This window comes from Ruegeria sp. AA3, assembly GCF_056542905.1.
This window is the reverse complement of record NZ_JBQGAQ010000002.1, coordinates 1-18,431: the sequence shown is the minus strand read 5'-3', so window position 1 is coordinate 18,431 and position 18,431 is coordinate 1. Positions and strand designations below refer to the sequence as shown.

The 18,431-nt window shown below is 54.5% G+C and carries 16 protein-coding genes; 3 read left to right on the top strand and 13 right to left on the bottom strand.

The features are described from left to right. Positions 1-8: 8 nt before the first annotated feature. The 6 genes from rhaM to ACR0JR_RS04560 all read right to left on the bottom strand — a co-directional run bounded on the left by rhaM (position 9) and on the right by ACR0JR_RS04560 (position 5,741). Entirely contained in the window at positions 9-323 is a 315-nt protein-coding gene (gene rhaM, locus ACR0JR_RS04585) for an L-rhamnose mutarotase (protein ID WP_170546249.1), read from the bottom strand. Beyond that, positions 323-1,306 (bottom strand): ABC transporter permease, encoded by a 984-nt coding sequence (locus ACR0JR_RS04580; RefSeq protein WP_480455210.1) that lies wholly within the window; start codon positions 1,304-1,306, stop codon positions 323-325. The genes rhaM and ACR0JR_RS04580 overlap by 1 nt, the downstream gene beginning before the upstream one ends. Continuing rightward, on the bottom strand, positions 1,303-2,286 hold the full coding sequence (locus tag ACR0JR_RS04575; protein WP_480455208.1) for an ABC transporter permease: 984 nt from the start codon (positions 2,284-2,286) through the stop codon (positions 1,303-1,305). Before ACR0JR_RS04575 ends, ACR0JR_RS04580 begins: the two co-directional genes overlap by 4 nt. A 14-nt stretch (positions 2,287-2,300) precedes the next feature. Beyond that, positions 2,301-3,827, bottom strand: coding sequence for a sugar ABC transporter ATP-binding protein (locus ACR0JR_RS04570; protein WP_480455492.1), 1,527 nt, complete (start codon positions 3,825-3,827; stop codon positions 2,301-2,303). Positions 3,828-3,892: 65 nt separating this feature from the next. Continuing rightward, the gene (gene rhaS, locus ACR0JR_RS04565) at positions 3,893-4,891 is read right to left on the bottom strand and encodes a rhamnose ABC transporter substrate-binding protein (protein ID WP_170781329.1); all 999 of its coding nucleotides are present in this window, start codon (positions 4,889-4,891) and stop codon (positions 3,893-3,895) included. 43 nt (positions 4,892-4,934) lie between these two features. Next, entirely contained in the window at positions 4,935-5,741 is an 807-nt protein-coding gene (locus tag ACR0JR_RS04560) for a DeoR/GlpR family DNA-binding transcription regulator (RefSeq protein ID WP_170546235.1), read from the bottom strand. A 187-nt stretch (positions 5,742-5,928) separates the two neighbouring features. Here ACR0JR_RS04560 and ACR0JR_RS04555 point away from each other — a divergent pair, with 187 nt between their 5' ends. Both ACR0JR_RS04555 and ACR0JR_RS04550 read left to right on the top strand, forming a co-directional pair. Further along, positions 5,929-8,031: a bifunctional rhamnulose-1-phosphate aldolase/short-chain dehydrogenase gene (locus tag ACR0JR_RS04555; RefSeq protein WP_480455206.1), complete on the top strand. Its 2,103-nt coding sequence runs from the start codon at positions 5,929-5,931 to the stop codon at positions 8,029-8,031. A gap of 22 nt (positions 8,032-8,053) precedes the next feature. After that, positions 8,054-9,295, top strand: a complete 1,242-nt coding sequence (locus ACR0JR_RS04550; protein WP_480455204.1) for an L-rhamnose isomerase — start codon at positions 8,054-8,056, stop codon at positions 9,293-9,295. Positions 9,296-9,370: 75 nt separating this feature from the next. On the opposite strand, the gene ACR0JR_RS04545 is transcribed toward ACR0JR_RS04550, so the two are convergent. The 7 genes from ACR0JR_RS04545 to ACR0JR_RS04515 all read right to left on the bottom strand — a co-directional run bounded on the left by ACR0JR_RS04545 (position 9,371) and on the right by ACR0JR_RS04515 (position 16,996). Continuing rightward, positions 9,371-9,559: a DDE-type integrase/transposase/recombinase gene (locus ACR0JR_RS04545; RefSeq protein ID WP_480455202.1), complete on the bottom strand. Its 189-nt coding sequence runs from the start codon at positions 9,557-9,559 to the stop codon at positions 9,371-9,373. Positions 9,560-9,742: 183 nt separating this feature from the next. After that, positions 9,743-10,195, bottom strand: coding sequence for a hypothetical protein (locus tag ACR0JR_RS04540; RefSeq protein ID WP_480455201.1), 453 nt, complete (start codon positions 10,193-10,195; stop codon positions 9,743-9,745). After that, a complete protein-coding gene (locus ACR0JR_RS04535) occupies positions 10,179-12,581 on the bottom strand; it encodes a trimethylamine N-oxide demethylase (protein ID WP_480455200.1) in 2,403 nt (800 codons plus the stop codon). The genes ACR0JR_RS04540 and ACR0JR_RS04535 overlap by 17 nt, the downstream gene beginning before the upstream one ends. Next, a complete protein-coding gene (locus ACR0JR_RS04530) occupies positions 12,578-12,931 on the bottom strand; it encodes a cupin domain-containing protein (RefSeq protein WP_480455199.1) in 354 nt (117 codons plus the stop codon). Before ACR0JR_RS04530 ends, ACR0JR_RS04535 begins: the two co-directional genes overlap by 4 nt. A gap of 19 nt (positions 12,932-12,950) precedes the next feature. Continuing rightward, positions 12,951-14,933 (bottom strand): ABC transporter permease, encoded by a 1,983-nt coding sequence (locus tag ACR0JR_RS04525; protein WP_480455198.1) that lies wholly within the window; start codon positions 14,931-14,933, stop codon positions 12,951-12,953. Further along, positions 14,933-15,961 carry a quaternary amine ABC transporter ATP-binding protein gene (locus tag ACR0JR_RS04520; RefSeq protein WP_170546215.1) on the bottom strand — a complete coding sequence of 343 codons (1,029 nt, stop codon included), beginning with the start codon at positions 15,959-15,961 and terminating at the stop codon, positions 14,933-14,935. The genes ACR0JR_RS04525 and ACR0JR_RS04520 overlap by 1 nt, the downstream gene beginning before the upstream one ends. Positions 15,962-16,045: 84 nt before the next feature. Next, positions 16,046-16,996, bottom strand: a complete 951-nt coding sequence (locus ACR0JR_RS04515) for an ABC transporter substrate-binding protein (RefSeq protein WP_170546212.1) — start codon at positions 16,994-16,996, stop codon at positions 16,046-16,048. 238 nt (positions 16,997-17,234) lie between these two features. On the opposite strand from ACR0JR_RS04515, the gene ACR0JR_RS04510 reads away from it, so the two are divergent. Then, positions 17,235-18,170, top strand: a complete 936-nt coding sequence (locus tag ACR0JR_RS04510) for a LysR substrate-binding domain-containing protein (RefSeq protein ID WP_480455197.1) — start codon at positions 17,235-17,237, stop codon at positions 18,168-18,170. The last annotated feature ends 261 nt before the right edge of the window (positions 18,171-18,431 follow it).

The following is an 18,431-nucleotide window of genomic DNA, read 5'->3' as shown; positions in this document are numbered from 1 at the left end:
ACGGCACCTCACGACATGTGGAAAACGGTTTCCAGCGGCTTTGCAACTGGTTCGTTGTCTTGATGGGTTTGCATAATATCCGCCATATGCGCCCACCAGCGCTGCATTATCGGGTGTGCTGACAGGTCTTCCATTGTGTGATCATCGGTCCGCCACAGGACACCAAACAGAATACCTGTGTCGTCGTCCAGGTGGATCGAATAATCAGACACCCCCGCCTGTTTCAGAAGCTCCAGAAGCTCTGGCCAGACTTCATCATGACGCCGGCGGTATTCGTCTTTGCAGCCAGGGTTCAACGTCATCTTGAACGCATACTTCTGCATCAGCCTCTCCACATAGTCCAAAGGCGGGGCAGTGCGATGACGCCAATCAGAAGCGCACCGATCACAATGGACATCACGATTCCAGGTACATTCAGAAGCCCAAGTCCGAAGGTTACCAATCCCATCACAAATGCGGCAATGACAACACCGGGGATGCTGCCCGACCCACCAAGAATGTTGACCCCGCCCAGAACGACCATCGTCACCACCTCAAGCTCCCACCCAAAGGCAATCGATGGGCGCGTCGACCCGAGACGTGACGTCAGGCAGATCGCGGCGACGCCCGACATAAGGCCAGTCAGCAAGAACAAAAGAAACTTCACCCGCGCGACCCGGATGCCCGAGAACAGCGCACCGGTGGGATTGTTGCCGATGGCATAGACCGCACGGCCGAAATTGGTTTTGTGCAGGATCACTCCATAGATCACAGCAAGCAGCGCAAACAGGACGAACTCAAACGAAATGACCCAAAATACATAGCCCTGGCCAAAGTAGGCAAAGTCCGTCGGGTAACCCTTGTAGACCTGATCCCCCAGGACGATATAGCTGATCCCGCGGAACAGGCTCATTGTCCCTATGGTGACCACGATCGAAGGCAGACCCAGACGGGTAACCAAGACCCCATTGAAGGCCCCGCACAGAACCCCGGTTCCCAAACCGACAAGGATCAAGACCGGAGTCCCGGCCCCCATTTGGACCGCCGCACCCATAGCCGTGGATGCAAGCGCGATTATTGAGGCAACAGATAAGTCGATTTCGCCCGAAATGATCAGCAGTGCCATTGCGAAGGCAATCATTGCCTTTTCAGTGAAATTGAAGGTCGCGTCAGACAGGTTCCAGGCGTTAAGGAAATATGGCGAGGCAAAGCTGTTGGCAATGAAGATGGCGATGGCGACCGCCAGCAGCAGCGACTCCCAACTCCTTAGCTTCCGCTCCAACGGCGATTTCAACCGGTCGGGAATAAAACGGGCTGTGGTGCTCATGCCGTATGCTCCGCTGATTTAAGGATGATCCGTCCCTTGTCGCGATTGGTCCGTGAATTCAGCGCCACAGCGATAATGATCGCGCTGCCCGAAATGGCCAGTTGCCAGAATGGTGAGACATTAATGACAGGCAGGGCGTTCTTGATCAGGCCAAGAAACAACGCTCCCAACAACGCGCCGCCAACCGAACCGATGCCACCCGCAATCGAAACACCGCCGATCACACAGGCGGCGACCACATCAAGCTCGAACCCGCCCGCAATGTCGACATAGGCCACGGCATAGCGCGACACCCAGAGATACCCGACCAAGCCGGCCAGTGCACCTGAGATTGTAAACGCCCAGAACTGGGTCTTGCCAACATCGATGCCAGTGTAGGTTGCCGCTTGCGGGTTGCCACCGACCGCATAGAACGCCCGTCCCAGTGTCGTCCGCGTCATCACGATGGCGAACGCGATCACTGCAATGATGGCGATCCAGCTAAGCATTGGTAGGCCCAGAAATTCAGATCGAGAAAAAGCTTTGAAGGCAGCGCTCATCTCGTGGCTGTTCACCCATTTTCCGTCAGAAATCAAAAAGATGATCCCGCGGAAAATAGTCATGGTGCCAAGCGTCACAACGATGGGTGGGATATTGAGTTTCCAAACCAGAATTCCGTTGACCATGCCCATCATCGTACCAAGAGCAACAGCTACGGCAATGATCACAACGACTGGCACACCCGGCGCCGCAACATTGATCATTGAGACGATCATGCCGGTCAGAGCGAGGTTCGCGGCCACTGACAAGTCAATGCATTTGGTCAAGATCACAATCATCTGGCCGATGGCGAGCAGGATCAGAGGTGAAGTGTCATTAAACACGACGGAGAGGTTGGATAGCGTGACGAAGCTGGGGAAGCGCATTGAGATCAGCGCCAGAAGAACAGCAATCGCGCCCAACAACAGGGCTTCCCGAGAACCGATGAACCGTTTCAGCATACTTGCGGCCTCCATCAGATACCTGCCGCATGGCGGACAAGGGTTTCGGGGGAAAGGTCGGTGCCTTCCAGCTCGGCAGCGATGCGGCCTTCACGCATGACGATGACTCGGTCGGACATGCCCATGATTTCGGGGATTTCCGAGCTGACCATGATGACGGCCAAGCCCTGAGCAGCAAGCTCGGCCATAAACTCGTGCACGGCAGCCTTGGATCCGATATCTATGCCCTTAGTCGGTTCGTCAAGAATGATCACTTTGGGCTGCGTTGCCAGCCATTTGGCGATCACCACCTTTTGCTGATTTCCCCCGGACAGAGATCCCACATCGGTATCAAGCGAAGCTGCACGCAAATCCAGACGCTCGGTATATTCTCGGGCCAGACGAAACTCCTCTGCCAGTCGCAGAAACCCGTGCTTTGAGGTTCGATTGAGCGACGGAAGCGTCACGTTTTGGAAGATTGGAAGCGAGGTAATGGCACCCTGTGTCCCTCTATCCTCTGGGACGTAAACAACCCCGTTTTCAATTGCGTCTGCGGGGGAACGGATCACCCGGATATTTCCATCGAGCTTGGTGACGCCTTTGGATGGTTTCGTGATCCCGAACAGCGCCTGCATAAATTCTGAACGTCCGGCTCCGACCAGACCGTAGAAGCCGAGGATCTCACCCCGATGCAGTGCGAAACCTATATCCGCAAACTCGGTCGGGTGATCGTAACCAACGACCTGAAGCACTTGTTCTCCAATGCGGCTGTCACGGGTTGGAAAGATCTGGCTCACATCCCGCCCCACCATCATCTTGACCAGTTCGGCTTCGGTGATATCGGAGATCCGGCCGTCGCCAATGAACTGCCCATCCCGAAAAACGGTGAAGTGATCCGCTATTCGAAAGATCTCGTCAAACTTGTGACTGATGAATAGGATGGCTTTGCCCTGCTCTTTGAGCGTTTCCACAAGATGGTATAGTTCCTGAATTTCTTTGTGCGATAGCGCTGCAGTTGGTTCGTCCATGATGACGACGCGCGCGTCGATCGACAGTGCGCGGGCAATCGCAACAAGATGTTTGTTGGCGATCCCAAGTTCACGCAGCTTGGTTGAAGGATCGATTTCTGCTCCGATTTCGGACAGAATATCTTGCGCCCGTTGCTCCATCCCCGCCCAATCAATCAACCCCAAACGGCCACGTGGCGCATGGCCCAGAAAGATGTTTTCGGCGACCGACAGCTCGTCAAAAAGCACTGTTTCCTGGTGGATGGCAGTGATCCCCGCATCCGCGGCGTCCTGAGCTGTGGGAAACTGCATTGCCTCTCCATCAATACGGATCGCGCCGCCGTCAGGCTGGTAGATCCCGGTGAGGATTTTAACGACCGTGGATTTGCCCGCGCCATTCTCCCCAACAAGAGCAGTCACTTGGCCGGGGTAAAGCTTCAGTTCGACCTCGGACAGAGCTTTTACACCGGGAAATGTCTTAGTGATCCCATCAAGCGCCAGGATCGGTTCAAGTGCCCGGTCGGCTGCGGCTATCGGATCAGGTTGAATCTGCATCGCCGTATCATTCATTGGAAGTGATGACCCGGCGCGGTACGCCGGGTCGGGTGGTCAGGCCACGATCAGAAGATCGACTTGAAGTCGTCGACGTTCGAGCTGTCATAGGTGAACGGATCGGACATCGCGGCCGACCCTGTATCGTCCAGCGTCGCTTCGCCCATACGCCCCATCGGAACCGAAGACCCCGCATCGGCCGTGGCCCCTTCATGGATGTTGTAGGCAAGCATGGTTGCCGCATAACCCAGATCAATCGGGTTCCAGATCGCAAAGCTTTTGGTTGCACCAGACTCAACGCAGCCGGCCATCTCGGATGGGAGACCAAGACCGGTCACGTTGATTTCGCCGATTTTGCCCGCGTCTGTGACGGCCTGACATGATGCCAGGATACCCACGGTTGTCGGTGCAATGATTGCTTTCAGATCGGGATAGGTCGACATCAGGCCCTGCGCTTCACGATAGGACTTGTCCGACAGGTCATCGCCATAAACTGTCGAGACCAGATTGACGCCCGGATAATTGGGCAGAACCTCTTTCGCAGCTTCGATCCATGCGTTCTGGTTGGTCGCAGTTGCCGACGCCGACAGGATTGCAATATCCCCACCATCGGGCATGTGATCGGCCGCCAGCTTGATGATTGTGTTGCCGATCAGTTCGGTCGACGACGGGTTCAGATGCATTTGCCGGCCCTCGGGGGAAACTCCCGAATCCCAGGAAACGACAGTGATGCCGCGGCTCATCGCCTTTTTTAAAGTGGGTACCAGCGCATCCGGGTCGTTGGCCGAGATCGCAATGGCGTCGACGCCCTGGGCGATCAGCGAGTTAATGACCTCGATCTGGCCTTCCGCAGTGGTGTCGGTTGGACCGGTATAAATGATCTCGACATTCCCAAGCTCTGCTGCCGCTTCTTCGGCGCCCTTGGCAGCAGCTTCAAAGAACCCAATGCCAAGTGCCTTGACGACAAGCGCGATTCGCACGTTGTCCTCGGCAAAGGCCGGGGCGGTGGTCAGACTCATGGCAAGCCCAAGACCTGCGACCAGTTTACTGAAATTGCGACGGTGCATTACGTTTCCTCCCATAGTCACTACGATTTTTGACGCATTGGCCCTATGAAGCCGCTGCGTCTTCTTCCTGAGCGGCGCCGGATTCAGCGACGATCAAATTCACATCCGCAGCTTCAAGCATGGCTGCTGCACTGTCTGAGATACGCTCGTCGGTGATCACAGTTGTGATCCGATTCAACGGGCACAGCACCAGACTGGAGCGGTTCTCAAACTTGGAGCTGTCGACAAGAACGATGAGTTCGTCAGCCTGACCGATAAGCTTTTCTTCTGCCTGGATCAGAAGCGGGTCTGCCTCCATGAGGCCAAGTGGTCCCAGCCCTTGCGCCCCCATGAACACGCGGCGTGCGTAGAAATTGCGCGTCACGTCATTTTCGAAGGGGGAAAGAATGATGTTCTGCTCGCGATAGATCACCCCACCCGACAACATTACGGTGTTCTTAGAGTGCTTGAGAAGATGCTCGGCAATCGGAAATGAGTTCGTAAATACCTGCATCCGACGCGAAGCTAACGGATGCACCATCTGAAATGTGGTGGTGCCGCCATTGATGATGATCGATTCACCATCTTCGCAAATCTCGACCGCCGCACGGGCGATGGCCTGCTTCTCACGCGTGCGCATGGTTTCGTTGATTGCAAATGGCCGTCCGGCAAGCCCCACAAACTGCGGCGGGTTAAGTGCTTCGGCTCCACCCCGCACCCTCTTTAGTTTGCGTTCTGCATCGAGTGTGGCGATGTCACGACGTATGGTCGCCTCTGACGCGTCTGTCAGATTGCACAGATCCGCAACAGTAACGACTGGACGGTCCTGAACCGCAGACAGAATAACTCTATGACGTTCTTTTTCGTGCATTCACGCCTCCCTTGAGCGTCAACACTGCGCAGTTTCAATGCGTCTGTCAATCAAAAACAATCAAAACTAATCACTATAGCACATATTATGGCTGATAATGATTGTTTGTGATTGACAATTCTTGACTGCCTTTTCAGGATGTACCCTAAATCTAATTCAGGCGCGCGCCGCCGATCCGGAGGACAGCATGTTGAAATCTGAAGATAAATCGCTTCTGGATAATCGTTGGGATGAGGCTGCTGTCGCTGGAATGAGCGAATCGGAACTGCTGCTCTACCGTTCGAATATCCTCGGAGCTGATAAGCGCGTGACAAATTATGGCGGCGGCAACACTTCAGCAAAGGTGATGGAGACCGACCCGCTAACCGGCAAAGAGGTCGAGGTCCTGTGGGTTAAAGGATCCGGGGGGGATATCGGCTCGATCAAGATGGACGGGTTCGCGACGCTTTACATGGACAAGCTGAAAGCTCTGAAAAGTCTGTATCGCGGTGTGGAATTAGAAGATGAGATGGTTGGCTACTTATCACATTGTACCTTCGATCTGAACACGCGCGCGGCATCAATCGACACCCCGTTGCACGCCTATGTGCCACAAAAACACGTGGATCACGTCCATGCTGACGCCATCATTTCCATCGCGGCGTCCAAAGGCTCAAAGGAACTGACGCAGGAAATATTCGGCGACAAAATCGGTTGGTTGCCCTGGAAACGACCCGGGTACGAGCTGGGTTTGTGGCTTGAAAAGTTCTGTTTGGAAAACCCGGATGCGGATGGGGTGGTATTGGAAAGCCACGGGCTGTTTACCTGGGGGGACACCGCGAAGTCCTGCTATGACAAGACAATCGAAGTCATCAATACCGCCACCCAGTGGCTGGCCGAAAAGGCGGAAGACGTCGCACCTTTCGGAGGTCCCATCCACCAAAGCCTTAAACCCGAAGATCGCCGCGCCGTAGCTGCACGGCTGATGCCCGCAATCCGTGGATTTGTCTCGGGCAATCAACATATGGTTGGGCATTTCAATGACAGCGATGCGGTTCTGGAGTTCCTCAATGCCAACGAGATGGAGTCTCTCGCCGCACTGGGGACATCCTGCCCCGATCACTTCCTGCGAACGAAAATCCGTCCATTGGTGATCAATTACGATCCGTTGAAAGGCAATATAGATGAGGTGCTTGATGGTCTGTCTGCGCAGATTGCCGCGTATCGGGATGCCTACGCCAGCTACTACGAGCGCTGTAAGCACGACAACAGCCCAGCACTGCGTGATCCCAACGCTGTGGTGTATCTGGTGCCTGGCGTTGGTATGATCACCTTTGCCAAGGACAAGGCAACGGCGCGCATATCCGGGGAATTTTACATCAACGCCATCAACGTGATGCGCGGCGCCTCCTCGGTCAGCGAATATGTAGGTTTGCCAGAGCAAGAAGCCTTCGACATCGAGTATTGGCTTTTGGAAGAGGCCAAGCTTCAGCGCATGCCAAAGCCCAAATCGCTTGCAGGCCGGGTGGCCTTGGTCACCGGCGGGGCGGGTGGGATCGGTGCGGCGACGGCGGAACGGTATCTGTCTGAAGGCGCATGTGTTGTCCTCGCGGATATCAATGCCGACGGCCTTGCCACTACCCAAGCAGCGCTCGCGGCAAAGTACAGCGCCGACGTAGTGCGCAGTGTGACCATGGATGTTACCAGTGAAGAATCCGTAGCACGTTCATTCAATGAGGCCGCTTGCGAGTTTGGCGGAGTTGATATCCTCTTATCAAACGCAGGCATTGCATCCTCTGCTCCGATTGAGGAAACCTCACTGGCTCTTTGGAGCAAAAACATGGATATCCTCAGTACCGGATATTTTCTTGTCAGTCGCGAGGCTTTCAAGTTGCTGCGGTTACAAAACATGGGTGGCTCCATAGTGTTTGTCGCGTCCAAGAATGGGCTGGCGGCTTCACCCAACGCCTCGGCTTACTGCACGGCCAAAGCCTCCGAAATCCACCTTGCGCGGTGTCTGGCACTGGAAGGGGCCGAGGCGGGTATCCGAGTGAACGTTGTCAACCCGGATGCAGTTCTGCGTGGATCAAAAATCTGGGAAGGCGACTGGCTGGATCAGCGCGCCACTACCTACGGCACGAACAAGGAAGGGCTGGAAGAAATGTATCGCCAGCGCTCAATGCTAAAACGTTCAGTCCTGCCGGAAGATATTGCTGAGGCCTGTTATTTCTTCGCGGCCGACACCTCTGCTAAATCCACCGGCAACATATTGAACGTGGACGCAGGAAACGTTCAGGCCTTCACACGCTGAGGCCATACGAAGGGACGAAATCATGAGCAATTATAGTAGCGCGAGGCAACAGTTTGCGGACTGGGGCGTCGACACCGAAGCCGCCATCGAGACGCTTAAGGCCATTCCAATTTCCATGCATTGCTGGCAGGGCGATGATGTGGTCGGCTTCGAAAAGAAGTCCGGAAGTTCAGGCGGTGGCATACAAGCGACGGGCAACCACCCTGGCCGAGCACGCACACCGGACGAACTGCGGGCTGATCTGGAGTTCGCTTATTCACAAATTCCGGGGGCGCACCGTCTCAATCTGCACGCGATGTACCTGGACACCGATGAATCACCCGACCGGGATGAAATCGAGTTGCGTCATTTCGCGCCGTGGGTTGGCTGGGCCAACGAGCAAAACATAGCGCTAGACTTCAATCCCACCTTCTTTGCCCATGAGAAAGCTGACGACAATCTAACCCTTGCGCACCCAAACCAGGGCATCCGGGATTTCTGGATCGAGCATGGCAAACGTACACGTGAAATTGCATCTCAAATCGGTGATGCGCAGGGCAACCCATGCATCAACAATATTTGGGTACCGGATGGTATGAAAGACCACCCGATCGACCGGATGACACCTCGAAAGCATCTTGAAAACTCTCTGGATTCTATGCTGTCGGACCCGTTCGATGCCCAACATCTTCTGGATGCTGTCGAGAGTAAACTTTTCGGCATTGGGGTCGAGGCTTATACGGTCGGCAGCCATGAATTCTATCTGGGCTATGCGACGCGGAAGGGTACGCTTCTTTGCCTCGACATGGGGCATTTCCACCCAACTGAAAACATCGCCGACAAGCTAAGTTCCGTCGCCCTATCGGTCGAGAAAGTCCTGCTTCACGTCTCGCGCCCGATGCGGTGGGACAGCGATCACGTGATTCTGCTCGATGACTCCATTCTTGCCATGGCGCAGGAACTGGTCGCATGCGATCTGCTTGGCCGCACTCATATCGGACTTGATTTCTTCGATGCCACGATCAGCCGAACTGCCGCGTGGGTCATCGGAACACGCAATATGCAAAAGGCGCTTTTGCGCGCACTACTTCTTCCTTTGGATCAACTGAAAACTGCTGAGACCTCGCTGGACTTCACGACGCGCTTCATGATGACAGAAGAGCTTAAGGATCTGCCCTTCAGCGCAATCTGGGCCGAATACTGTGAACGGATGGATGTAGAATACGGGAAATCCTTGCTTAGGGAACTCGACAATTACCAAAGCAAAGTTTCGACGCGAGGATAGACGAGCCGGGTTCTGTCGCAAAGGTTATGTTGCAAATTTTTGGAACGATCAGAGTAAGCGCCTTACCAGGCACACTTATCCTACGATCTCAGCGAACCCCCGAAAGCCGGAGGTTGCTGCGCTGGAGAGTTGCTGCTTTCGGGTCATAGTGGCGACTTCAATGCCATCCAACGTAGCAGACGCGGATGCGAAGGATTTGAACCCACACATATGTTGAACGCGTCGTTTTATGAACCGATGATCCTGCTCGATCATGTTATTCAAAAATTTGGACCTGATTGTCTAAACCTTGGCTTGGCAACCAAACCGCTTCAGAATACCTGAGCTGACAGCTCGCGCCGCTGCCTGTTCTGTTGTCCGGCACTTGGGCTTCGTGACGATCGAAGATGGCAGAGCATGAACTACTCTATCCTTAGTCATCTAGCGAACAATGGTACGTCGGCTGCGTCAATTGCGATGTTCGAGACTCAAAAACACCAATGTGCGATTGATTTGGCTCTTGTCTTTTTGGGCGACGCGATAAAGACGGTCCGAGGTGATAAGTTCCTTCTGTACGTAGCTGTCAGGGTGGTTAACGGAACTACCGTGTTGTTTCTGAGTTCCGTCTTTGCAACGTGTTACTTCGGTCCATAGGTCGTTGAATGCGCGATTGGCTTCGGTGTCTCGGAACGAAAACTCCCATCGGCATGAAATGCCTTGGACATTGACCAGGCCGACATACGGTTCGCACATTGCTCCTTTCGGTGAGGAGCCGGTGGTGTTGTAGTTTTCAAGCGCGATAACCCTGTCACATAATCCTGCGAAGCCGGTTTCTGGCGAATTAGCCATGACAAATCCCAGAAAACAAACGACCGCAACTTTGGCCGTTTGCTTGGTTGTCAATTTATAATTCAGCCGCATCCGGGAAATCATTTCTTAGGTAAACACCCTTCACACGCTCTTTTGCTGGATCAAAATGCGGGAATGGAACAATTTTTGCCTTCAAGCGCTTTTGCTGCCCATCCAGTTGGCCGATCTCAATATTGTGCCCCTCGAGCGCATGGGTTGATGCAACCCGCCCGAGGGCGATGACCTTGCCTAAGATGGGTGATTTCATCGCGCTGGTGATTTCACCGACCTGCGCTTTTCCGATACGTACACAATCGCCCGGAGAAGGAACTGTTCCACCTTCTATATCAAACCCGACCAGTTTGCGTTGAGGGTGAGCCTTGCGTTCCTCAATTGCGCTGCGCCCGATGAAGTCATCGGTCTTAGATTTCAATGGGACGGTAAAACCGACCCCAGCCTCGAACGGATCGGTTTGGTCGTCAAATTCGGACCCAGCAAAGATCAAGCCGCCTTCGATCCGCAACATGTCGAGGGCGGCAAGGCCAAGCGGAGCAATTCCATAATCCTGACCAACTTCCCAGACACGGTCGAAAATCTCGACAGCATCATTGGGGTGGCAGAAGACTTCATATCCTAATTCGCCGGAATATCCGGTTCGGGAAATCACGACAGAGGTGCCGCGCACATCCCCGATCCGGGCCACGGTAAGCCGGAACCAAGGCAATTCTTCTATGGTTGGCTGCTGGGGTGGCGTCCAGAATATCTGCGAGAGGATGTCACAGCTGTGCCGCCCCTGTACCGCGATGTTGTGCAACTGATCTGTAGAGTTTCGAACCCAGACATTCATGTTGCGCTTACGCGCTTGTTCCTGCAGCCACAAACCGCTGGTGTCGTTGCCACCAATCCATCGGAAGTTGGTCTCACCCAGCCGATAGATAGTGCCATCGTCGATCATGCCGCCATGTTCATAGCACATTGCCGTATAGACAACTTGACCGACGCTCAGCTTCTTCATGTTGCGGGTCACGCAAAGCTGCATCAGTTCTTCGGCATCCGGGCCAACAACCTCATATTTGCGCAGTGGACTCAGATCCATTACGGCGACTTTGTCTCGACAGGCCCAATACTCTGCGATTGCGCCATGATTGGTCATCGTGTTGGGCAGCCAATATCCGTTATATTCGACAAAATCACGGGTATGACGTGCAAAGCAGTCGTGAAATGCTGTTTTCTTGGTTTCTTCCACATCCGCCTCCGCAGATTTTCTGTAGCCGAAGGACCGTTTAAAATCCTCGGTCGCTTTGTAAGTTCGCACCTGAATGTCGGTTGGATTCCAGCCATTGGCCGGGTCGATGTCGCAGGGGCAGCCGGTACTGACGCAGACAAGATCCGTCAGTGCGCGCAGCAGCACGAAATCTCCGGGTCGCGACCAAGGATCATCCATACCGATGGCATTGCTATCGTCCAGCATTGTATTGAAGAAAAAGTTGATCGCGGACCAACCTGCGCGAGGACGGATGCCATATTGGCTCAGATCCTTGTTGATATTGTCCGAGCAATTGACATGGCCAGGATAGCCCAGATCTTCATAGTACCTTGCTGTGCAGGCCAGCCCGAACATGTCGTGACGGCCGCACGTATCCTGCACGATCTCAACCAGGGGTTCCTGATCCACTGACCAGTATTTCGAGAATATACCTGGTTGCGGATACAAGCTGCCCATCAGGCTGCGTGTCGTGGTGGGATCAATCTCGCGCTCGATCCCCTGATCCAATGCTCGTCGGCTGAACGCCTGAAAGTCTGAGCATTCGCGGCCCCTGATATCCACGATCTGGATGAACTCTCCGGCTTTGACCTCATAGGATTTGGCGTTGCCAGGCTGAATGTTGATATCCTTAAGCGGGTCGGCCAGCGGATCGGGCGGACCCACGTCGGGTTTTCCCAAGCCGGGAGCGGCACGCTGAATGTACAGGATAATGTCGGTCGGTGGGTTGTTGTCTTCCGGCCGCATAGCTTCACCGGGTGCGGCGACGATCAGAAGACCGTCACTTTCCGCCACGAAATGCACCATGTCGCCGGGGCGTGATCCATCTGAGAAGGCCCTGACTGCATCCCCGCGTCCGATGTCGAAACCTGCAATCTCTAACGCGCGCAGCACTTTCTTGCCCGAAGCCGAGCCATTCGCCAGAGTTGCAATCAGCCCCTCTGGTCGCCCGTGCCCCTGCGCGCCAAGCATGGCAGCGTCCGAGCTTCGATCCGGGGCAAAGAACACCATCTCGGCGGGTTGCATCCCATCGCGATCCAACAATGTGATCGTGTCGCCTTTGGACACCGGAACCGCACGCGATCCTGTGCCAGGGACGGGATGACGTTCCGTGCCATGGGGCAGGATTGGAAGGCCAGGAGCCAGAACCCCGCTGCGTTCATACGGCACTTCGAAGACCGGCTTCACATTCATAATGCACCTTCCTGAATAGATTCCGTCGCGCCGCGGTGCATGACCACCAAAAGACATCCCGATTTGGTGTGTGAAAAATGGCTGGAACCTGCGGTTAGACTTACGAAGTCACCGCTGCGATAGCTGAATCCATCGTGATCGGTCAGGTCACCCTCAAGGACAAAGAACTCTTCCGGACCGTGATGAATATGCGGGTTCGAGCGCGTGCCAGGTGCCATTTTCATCAGATAGCTGCCTTGGCCGGTATCCTGGTCAAAGCTTACATTTTTCCACCAAACTTGTTCGTCGGGCAGGTCTTTCATCTGCATTCTGACAAAGCCAGTATCGTCGAAACGGGTGACCGTACGCATGTTTTGCTGTTGTGACATCTTAATCGAGCCCCAATCGCTTCTTGCGCTGTTCCGTCCAGCTGCTGATGGCCATGTCAAAGGTCAGAGCCATCAGCGACACATTCAGGCCAAGGACAAAGTTTTTACCCAACTCGGTGCCGGCCAGCGTTCGCTGCAGTTCCTGTCCCAGATCCTGAGTGCCGATGAAGGCTGCGATGATGACCATGAAGAAGGCAAACATGATGGCCTGATTGAACCCAACTGCCATTGTCGGTAGTGCCAGCGGAAACTGAACTGACATCAGCTTTTGCCGCCGCGTTGATCCAGACATGTCTGCCGCTTCGGTCATTTCCGAGGGTACGCTGCTGAGGCCAATAATGGTGTACCGGATCAATGGTACTGCGGCGAAGATTAGGATCGAGAACACAACAGCTACGTCATTAACGCCGAACAGCATGATTGCCGGGATCAGATAGATGAAGCTGGGGAAGGTTTGTGCCGTGTCACAGGCCAAAAGGATGCTTTTTGACCAACGTTCTGATCGGGCAGCGATTACACCGAGCGGTATGCCAATCAAGGTGGCCAGAGCAACAGCCGAAATAACTGTGTATAGAGTGATCACAGATCGGTCCCACCAACCCGAGAATGCGACGATGGTAAAGAAAACCGCCGCATATATACCTGGGCGGCGTCCACCGATCCAATATGCAAAAGCAACGACTATCAGGATGAAGGCGGGGGTTGGGATCGCCAGCAACGTGTCCCGGAACGGGATCAGAACCTTGACGTTCAGAAACCAGCGCAACCATTCAGTTGTTCCCTTGATAGCCTCGATCGCCAGGAACGACTTGATCACCACATCAATTTCCTTGCCTTGGCTCAGGTGCTGTTTGCGACCAACTTCGGCCAGGATCGGAAACAGCTGCGACAGCAGAATAAAACCAATGAATAGACCCAGTGCGACCAGCGAAATCTTATACCGCTTCCACCAGGGTGTCCCACGTTCAAAGTGAACAGGTTGCTTGACCACCCATGCCTTGGACATCCGATCCAGCGTTACGGCTAGAAGAACAATCGTAACGCCGATCTCGAACGATCTGCCAAGTTTGAAGCTGCCCATCATTGCCAACAGCTTGGCACCGAGACCGGGCATACCAATAAAGGCGGTCAGAACAACCATGGCCAGACACAGCATGATCACCTGGTTTACGCCGACTAGAATTTCGGTGCGTGCCGCCGGAACATAGACATGGCGCAGCATCTGCCAACGAGTGCAGCCGGACATTTGGCCCGCCTCGATCACTTCAGGGCTGACCTTTTTTAGCCCCAGCGTTGTCATCAAGATCATAGGTGGGATGGCAAAGGTAATCGTTGCTACGGCTCCAGCGGTTGGCCCCACCTTGAAGAAGATCACAGCGGGCAGCAGATAGGTGAAGAAGGGCAGGGTTTGAAGCACAGACAGAACGGGCTTCAACATCCGCTCGAACCAGCCGTATTTCCACGCGGCGATACCAAGCGCCAGACCCAGCAGAAACGCCAATGGCGCCGCGACGACGATCACGGACATTGTTTGCATGGCGATCTTCCACTGACCGATCGCAGCCGTCCAGATAAAGGTTCCAGCGCCCAGGGCGGCCAACCGCCAACCACCGACAGCGTATCCAACAACCCCAGCGACGGCGGCAATCGCAGACCATGGGATTGGTCCCAGATAGGGCCAGCGACGCTTGCCTTCCAAAAGGTTTGCTGACGTGTCCAGCAGAAACTCTAGAGGACCTTCCGCGATAAAGCGGGTTACATAAATCAAGCCAAGGTCATTTTGGATGAAGCTGAAAACTGCGTCCAGAACCTGCGCAGTGGGTGGGATGGCGGCTTCGGGGATGCGGTTTAGCCATTCAGGCAGAATACCAACTGCCTTGGCAAGGATCAGTGCGAAGGCCACGGCAAGCAGCACAGAAAGTACACGGGAACGTCCCCATGGCTTGTCTGATGTCTCTGTCAGATCTGTCGACAGCGTCGCCATTATTCGGCTCCGAGCAGGACATTCAGTGCAGTGTCGCGCTCCAGTACACCGGTGACAACGCCTTTGTCATTTGCAACCGGCAAAAGGATGCGGTTGTCATTGACCAGAACCCGCGCAAGTTCGTGGATCGTTGCTCCACCATTGATTGGTGCGCCTTCCAAAGCGTGTCCGTTGACTGGTTTCGCCAGCCCTTTAGCATGCACTACGCGGGCTTTGTCGATGTCCTCGGTGAATTTCGCCACGTATTCCGTGGCGGGGTTCATGACGATCTGGTCCGGCGTATCGCATTGTTCCACCGCGCCATTGCGCATGATCGCGATCCGGTCCGCCAGACGCAGCGCTTCGTCAAAATCATGGGTGATAAAGACAATGGTTTTACCCAACATCTCTTGTAGCCGTAGGAATTCATCCTGCATTTCACGTCGGATCAAAGGGTCAAGAGCGGAGAACGGCTCATCCAGAAACCAGATGTCCGGCTCAATCGCCAGGGACCGGGCGATGCCGACGCGTTGCTGTTGCCCTCCGCTGAGCTCGCGCGGGAAATATTCTTCACGGCCTTCTAGGCCGACCAGTTTTACAACTTCCAAAGCGCGCTCGCGTCGGTCATGACGATCTTGGCCGCGCATTTCCAAAGGGAAGGCCACGTTGTCCAGAACGGTACGATGCGGCAGCAAGCCAAAGGACTGGAACACCATGCCCATCTTGTTGCGGCGCAACTCAATCAGGTCACGTTCGCTCAGGCTCATAATATCCTGACCGTCGACCTCAATGATGCCTCCAGTAATGTCATGCAGCCGCGAAAAACACCGTACCAGGGTGGATTTTCCTGATCCCGACAACCCCATGATGACCAGCATTTCACCTCGGCCAACCTCAATCGATACATCCTTGACCCCGGCGATGTAGCCGTCCGCACGTATCTCATCGAAGCTGCGGCCCGCGGGAATAGATTTCAGATAGGTCTCAGGAGAAGCTCCAAACAGTTTCCAGACGTTTTTGGCTGAGATGACGGGCGCTGTGGCGGACATGGCTGCCTTCTTTCTTGTTAGGCACGGCCTTGCTTCACTGAGATCGGCAAGGCCGCGCCAGTTTCGTTGCGAATGACCGGATTATCAGCTGCAGGCGCTGATCCAGGGGTCAACAACGGCGCGGTTAGCATCCAGCCATTCGGCTGCTGCCTCTTCCGGTTCCAGCTCGTCTGTGTCGACCAGCTTGGCCATTTCCGCGATTTGCGGGTTGGTGAACGAAATTTCAGTCAATACGCAGTAGGCCGCCGGCCACTTGTCTTTCATGCCATCCCACGCGGCTTTTTTCAGGTAACCGGTGGCTGGATTACCGCAATCATACAAAGCCTCGGGATTCGGACCTTTGGATGGGTCTTTGTCGCAACCATCTTCCCAGGCAGGAAATTCGACAAACTCACCGGGCCAGACAGCTTCGGCAAAGTTGGGTGTCCAGTTGAAGACCAGAACCGGCTTCTTGTCCGCCTCTGCGGCGCCGATCTCGGCCCATAGGGCTGCAGCCGAACCTGCATTGATCACGGTGAAATTCAGATCAAGCGCTTCGGCACGCTCTTTACCATGCTTTAACCAGTCTACTGGACCATCCAAATATCGGCCCTTGTCGCCGGTCTCTGCTGTTGCAAACAGATGCGCACAGTCGTTCAGAGCTTTCCAGTCGGGCAGGCCGGGGCAGGACTCTTTGGTCCACATCGGATACCACCAGTCCTCGCGGGTGACGGCATCGTGGTCGCCTGCATCATGCAGACCACCTTTTTCCAGAGCCGCGCGGAAGGATGCTCCAAATGCGCCTTCCCAGACTTCCATTTCAAGCGTGACGTCGCCCAGACGCACCGACTCGTAGACCGCCTGACTGTCGGTCGTGACGTATTCGACATTATCACCGATCTCTTCGAACAACTGGCCGACCACGTAAGACATAACGATCTGGCTGGACCAGTTGTGAATTGGGATGACGATCGGATCGCTGCTGTCTTCTGCGATCGCACCGGTGCCCGCTACCGCTGCCAAGGTTGCAGCAGAAAGTAGGTTTGAAAGTTTCATGATTGCTCCCTGAGTGACGTTCGATATTGGATTGAGGGCTCTTCCGGCCCCGAATTTGCGCATTCTGCCCAAATTTGCGCGAAACGCAGAACAGAAATTTGAGAGGCGTTGCCCATAAAATCTTGAGGCTAATTTATTTTTTTACTATCTTAACAGTCAGTTGCCTGATCGGTTTCCAGTTGACGCAGGCGAATGTTCTTTGATTGCAATCCGCTTCAGATTGGGAATCCGCCGTCAGATGCCAAAGAAAGCACCAGTTACCGGGAAGGTTCTTCCACCGCTCGACTACCTTTTGGCTTTTGAAGCGGCCGCCAAGGCCCAGAGTTTTGCGCAGGCCAGCAAGGTGCTCAACATTTCGGAAACAGCAATCAGCCGCAAAGTACGTCTGCTGGAGCAACATTATGACGTACCCTTGTTTGTCAGAGGTCATCGGTCGGTTTCGCTGACACAGCAAGGGGCCATATTGCTGGCGACCGTTGAAAAGTCGCTGGATCTGATGCGAGACGTCAGCCGCGATATGTTGGCCAAACATCAGGCCAATACGGTGTCGATCTCCGCGACCAACTCTGTCGCGTCGCTCTGGTTGATGCCGCAGCTGCGTAAGTTCAACAAATCCAATGGCCGCATCCGTATTTCGCTGGTGTCTTCGGACAGCGACGCGGAGTGCCTGTCTGATTCTATGGATCTGACGATATTGCGCGGGGAAGGGGATTGGCCCGGATATGAGGCGCAGCTTTTGTTCGGGGAAACCGTATTCCCTGTGTGCAGCCCTGATTATCTCAAAAGTAATCCGAAGGCGGCGGTACTATCCGCGCTGCCGGAATTGGATCTGATTGAGGTGACCAGCAGCCACGCAGAATGGATGACTTGGCATACCTGGCTTGGCAGCAATGGAATTTCCACCTCATTGATGGAACGCGCTGTGGCCTTCAACACCTATCCTCTCTCTATACAAGCAGCTGTTGATGGTTTGGGCGTCGCACTGGGTTGGGCCCATCTTGTTGACCCCCTGCTTGAAAGCGGTGCGTTGGTCAGACCAATCCAGGACATATCGGTACGAACGCAGTCGGGATATTTTCTTCTGAAGAGCCCAACGCAAAAATCATTTCCCGAGCGACGCATTGTCGAGGATTGGTTGTTGGGGCTCAGCGCAGGGCGCAAACGTTACGCGTGATCCGATGGTGCCATCGCGCGATAAATTTGCTTTCCTTCAATGTCTCTGAAATTCAAAGGTTGACCGAAGGGAATAAATATTTACCTTAAAGAAAGTATCTGATTCAGCCCCGGGTCGCCTATGCGGACGGGTCTGAATTCGTTCGGCCTACTTTTGCAGGGAGTCCAAAGCCCAATGAGCTATAAATCCGATATTGAGATTGCCCGTGAGGCAAACAAGAAGCCGATTCAGGAGATCGGTGCCAAGCTGGGCATTTCCAGT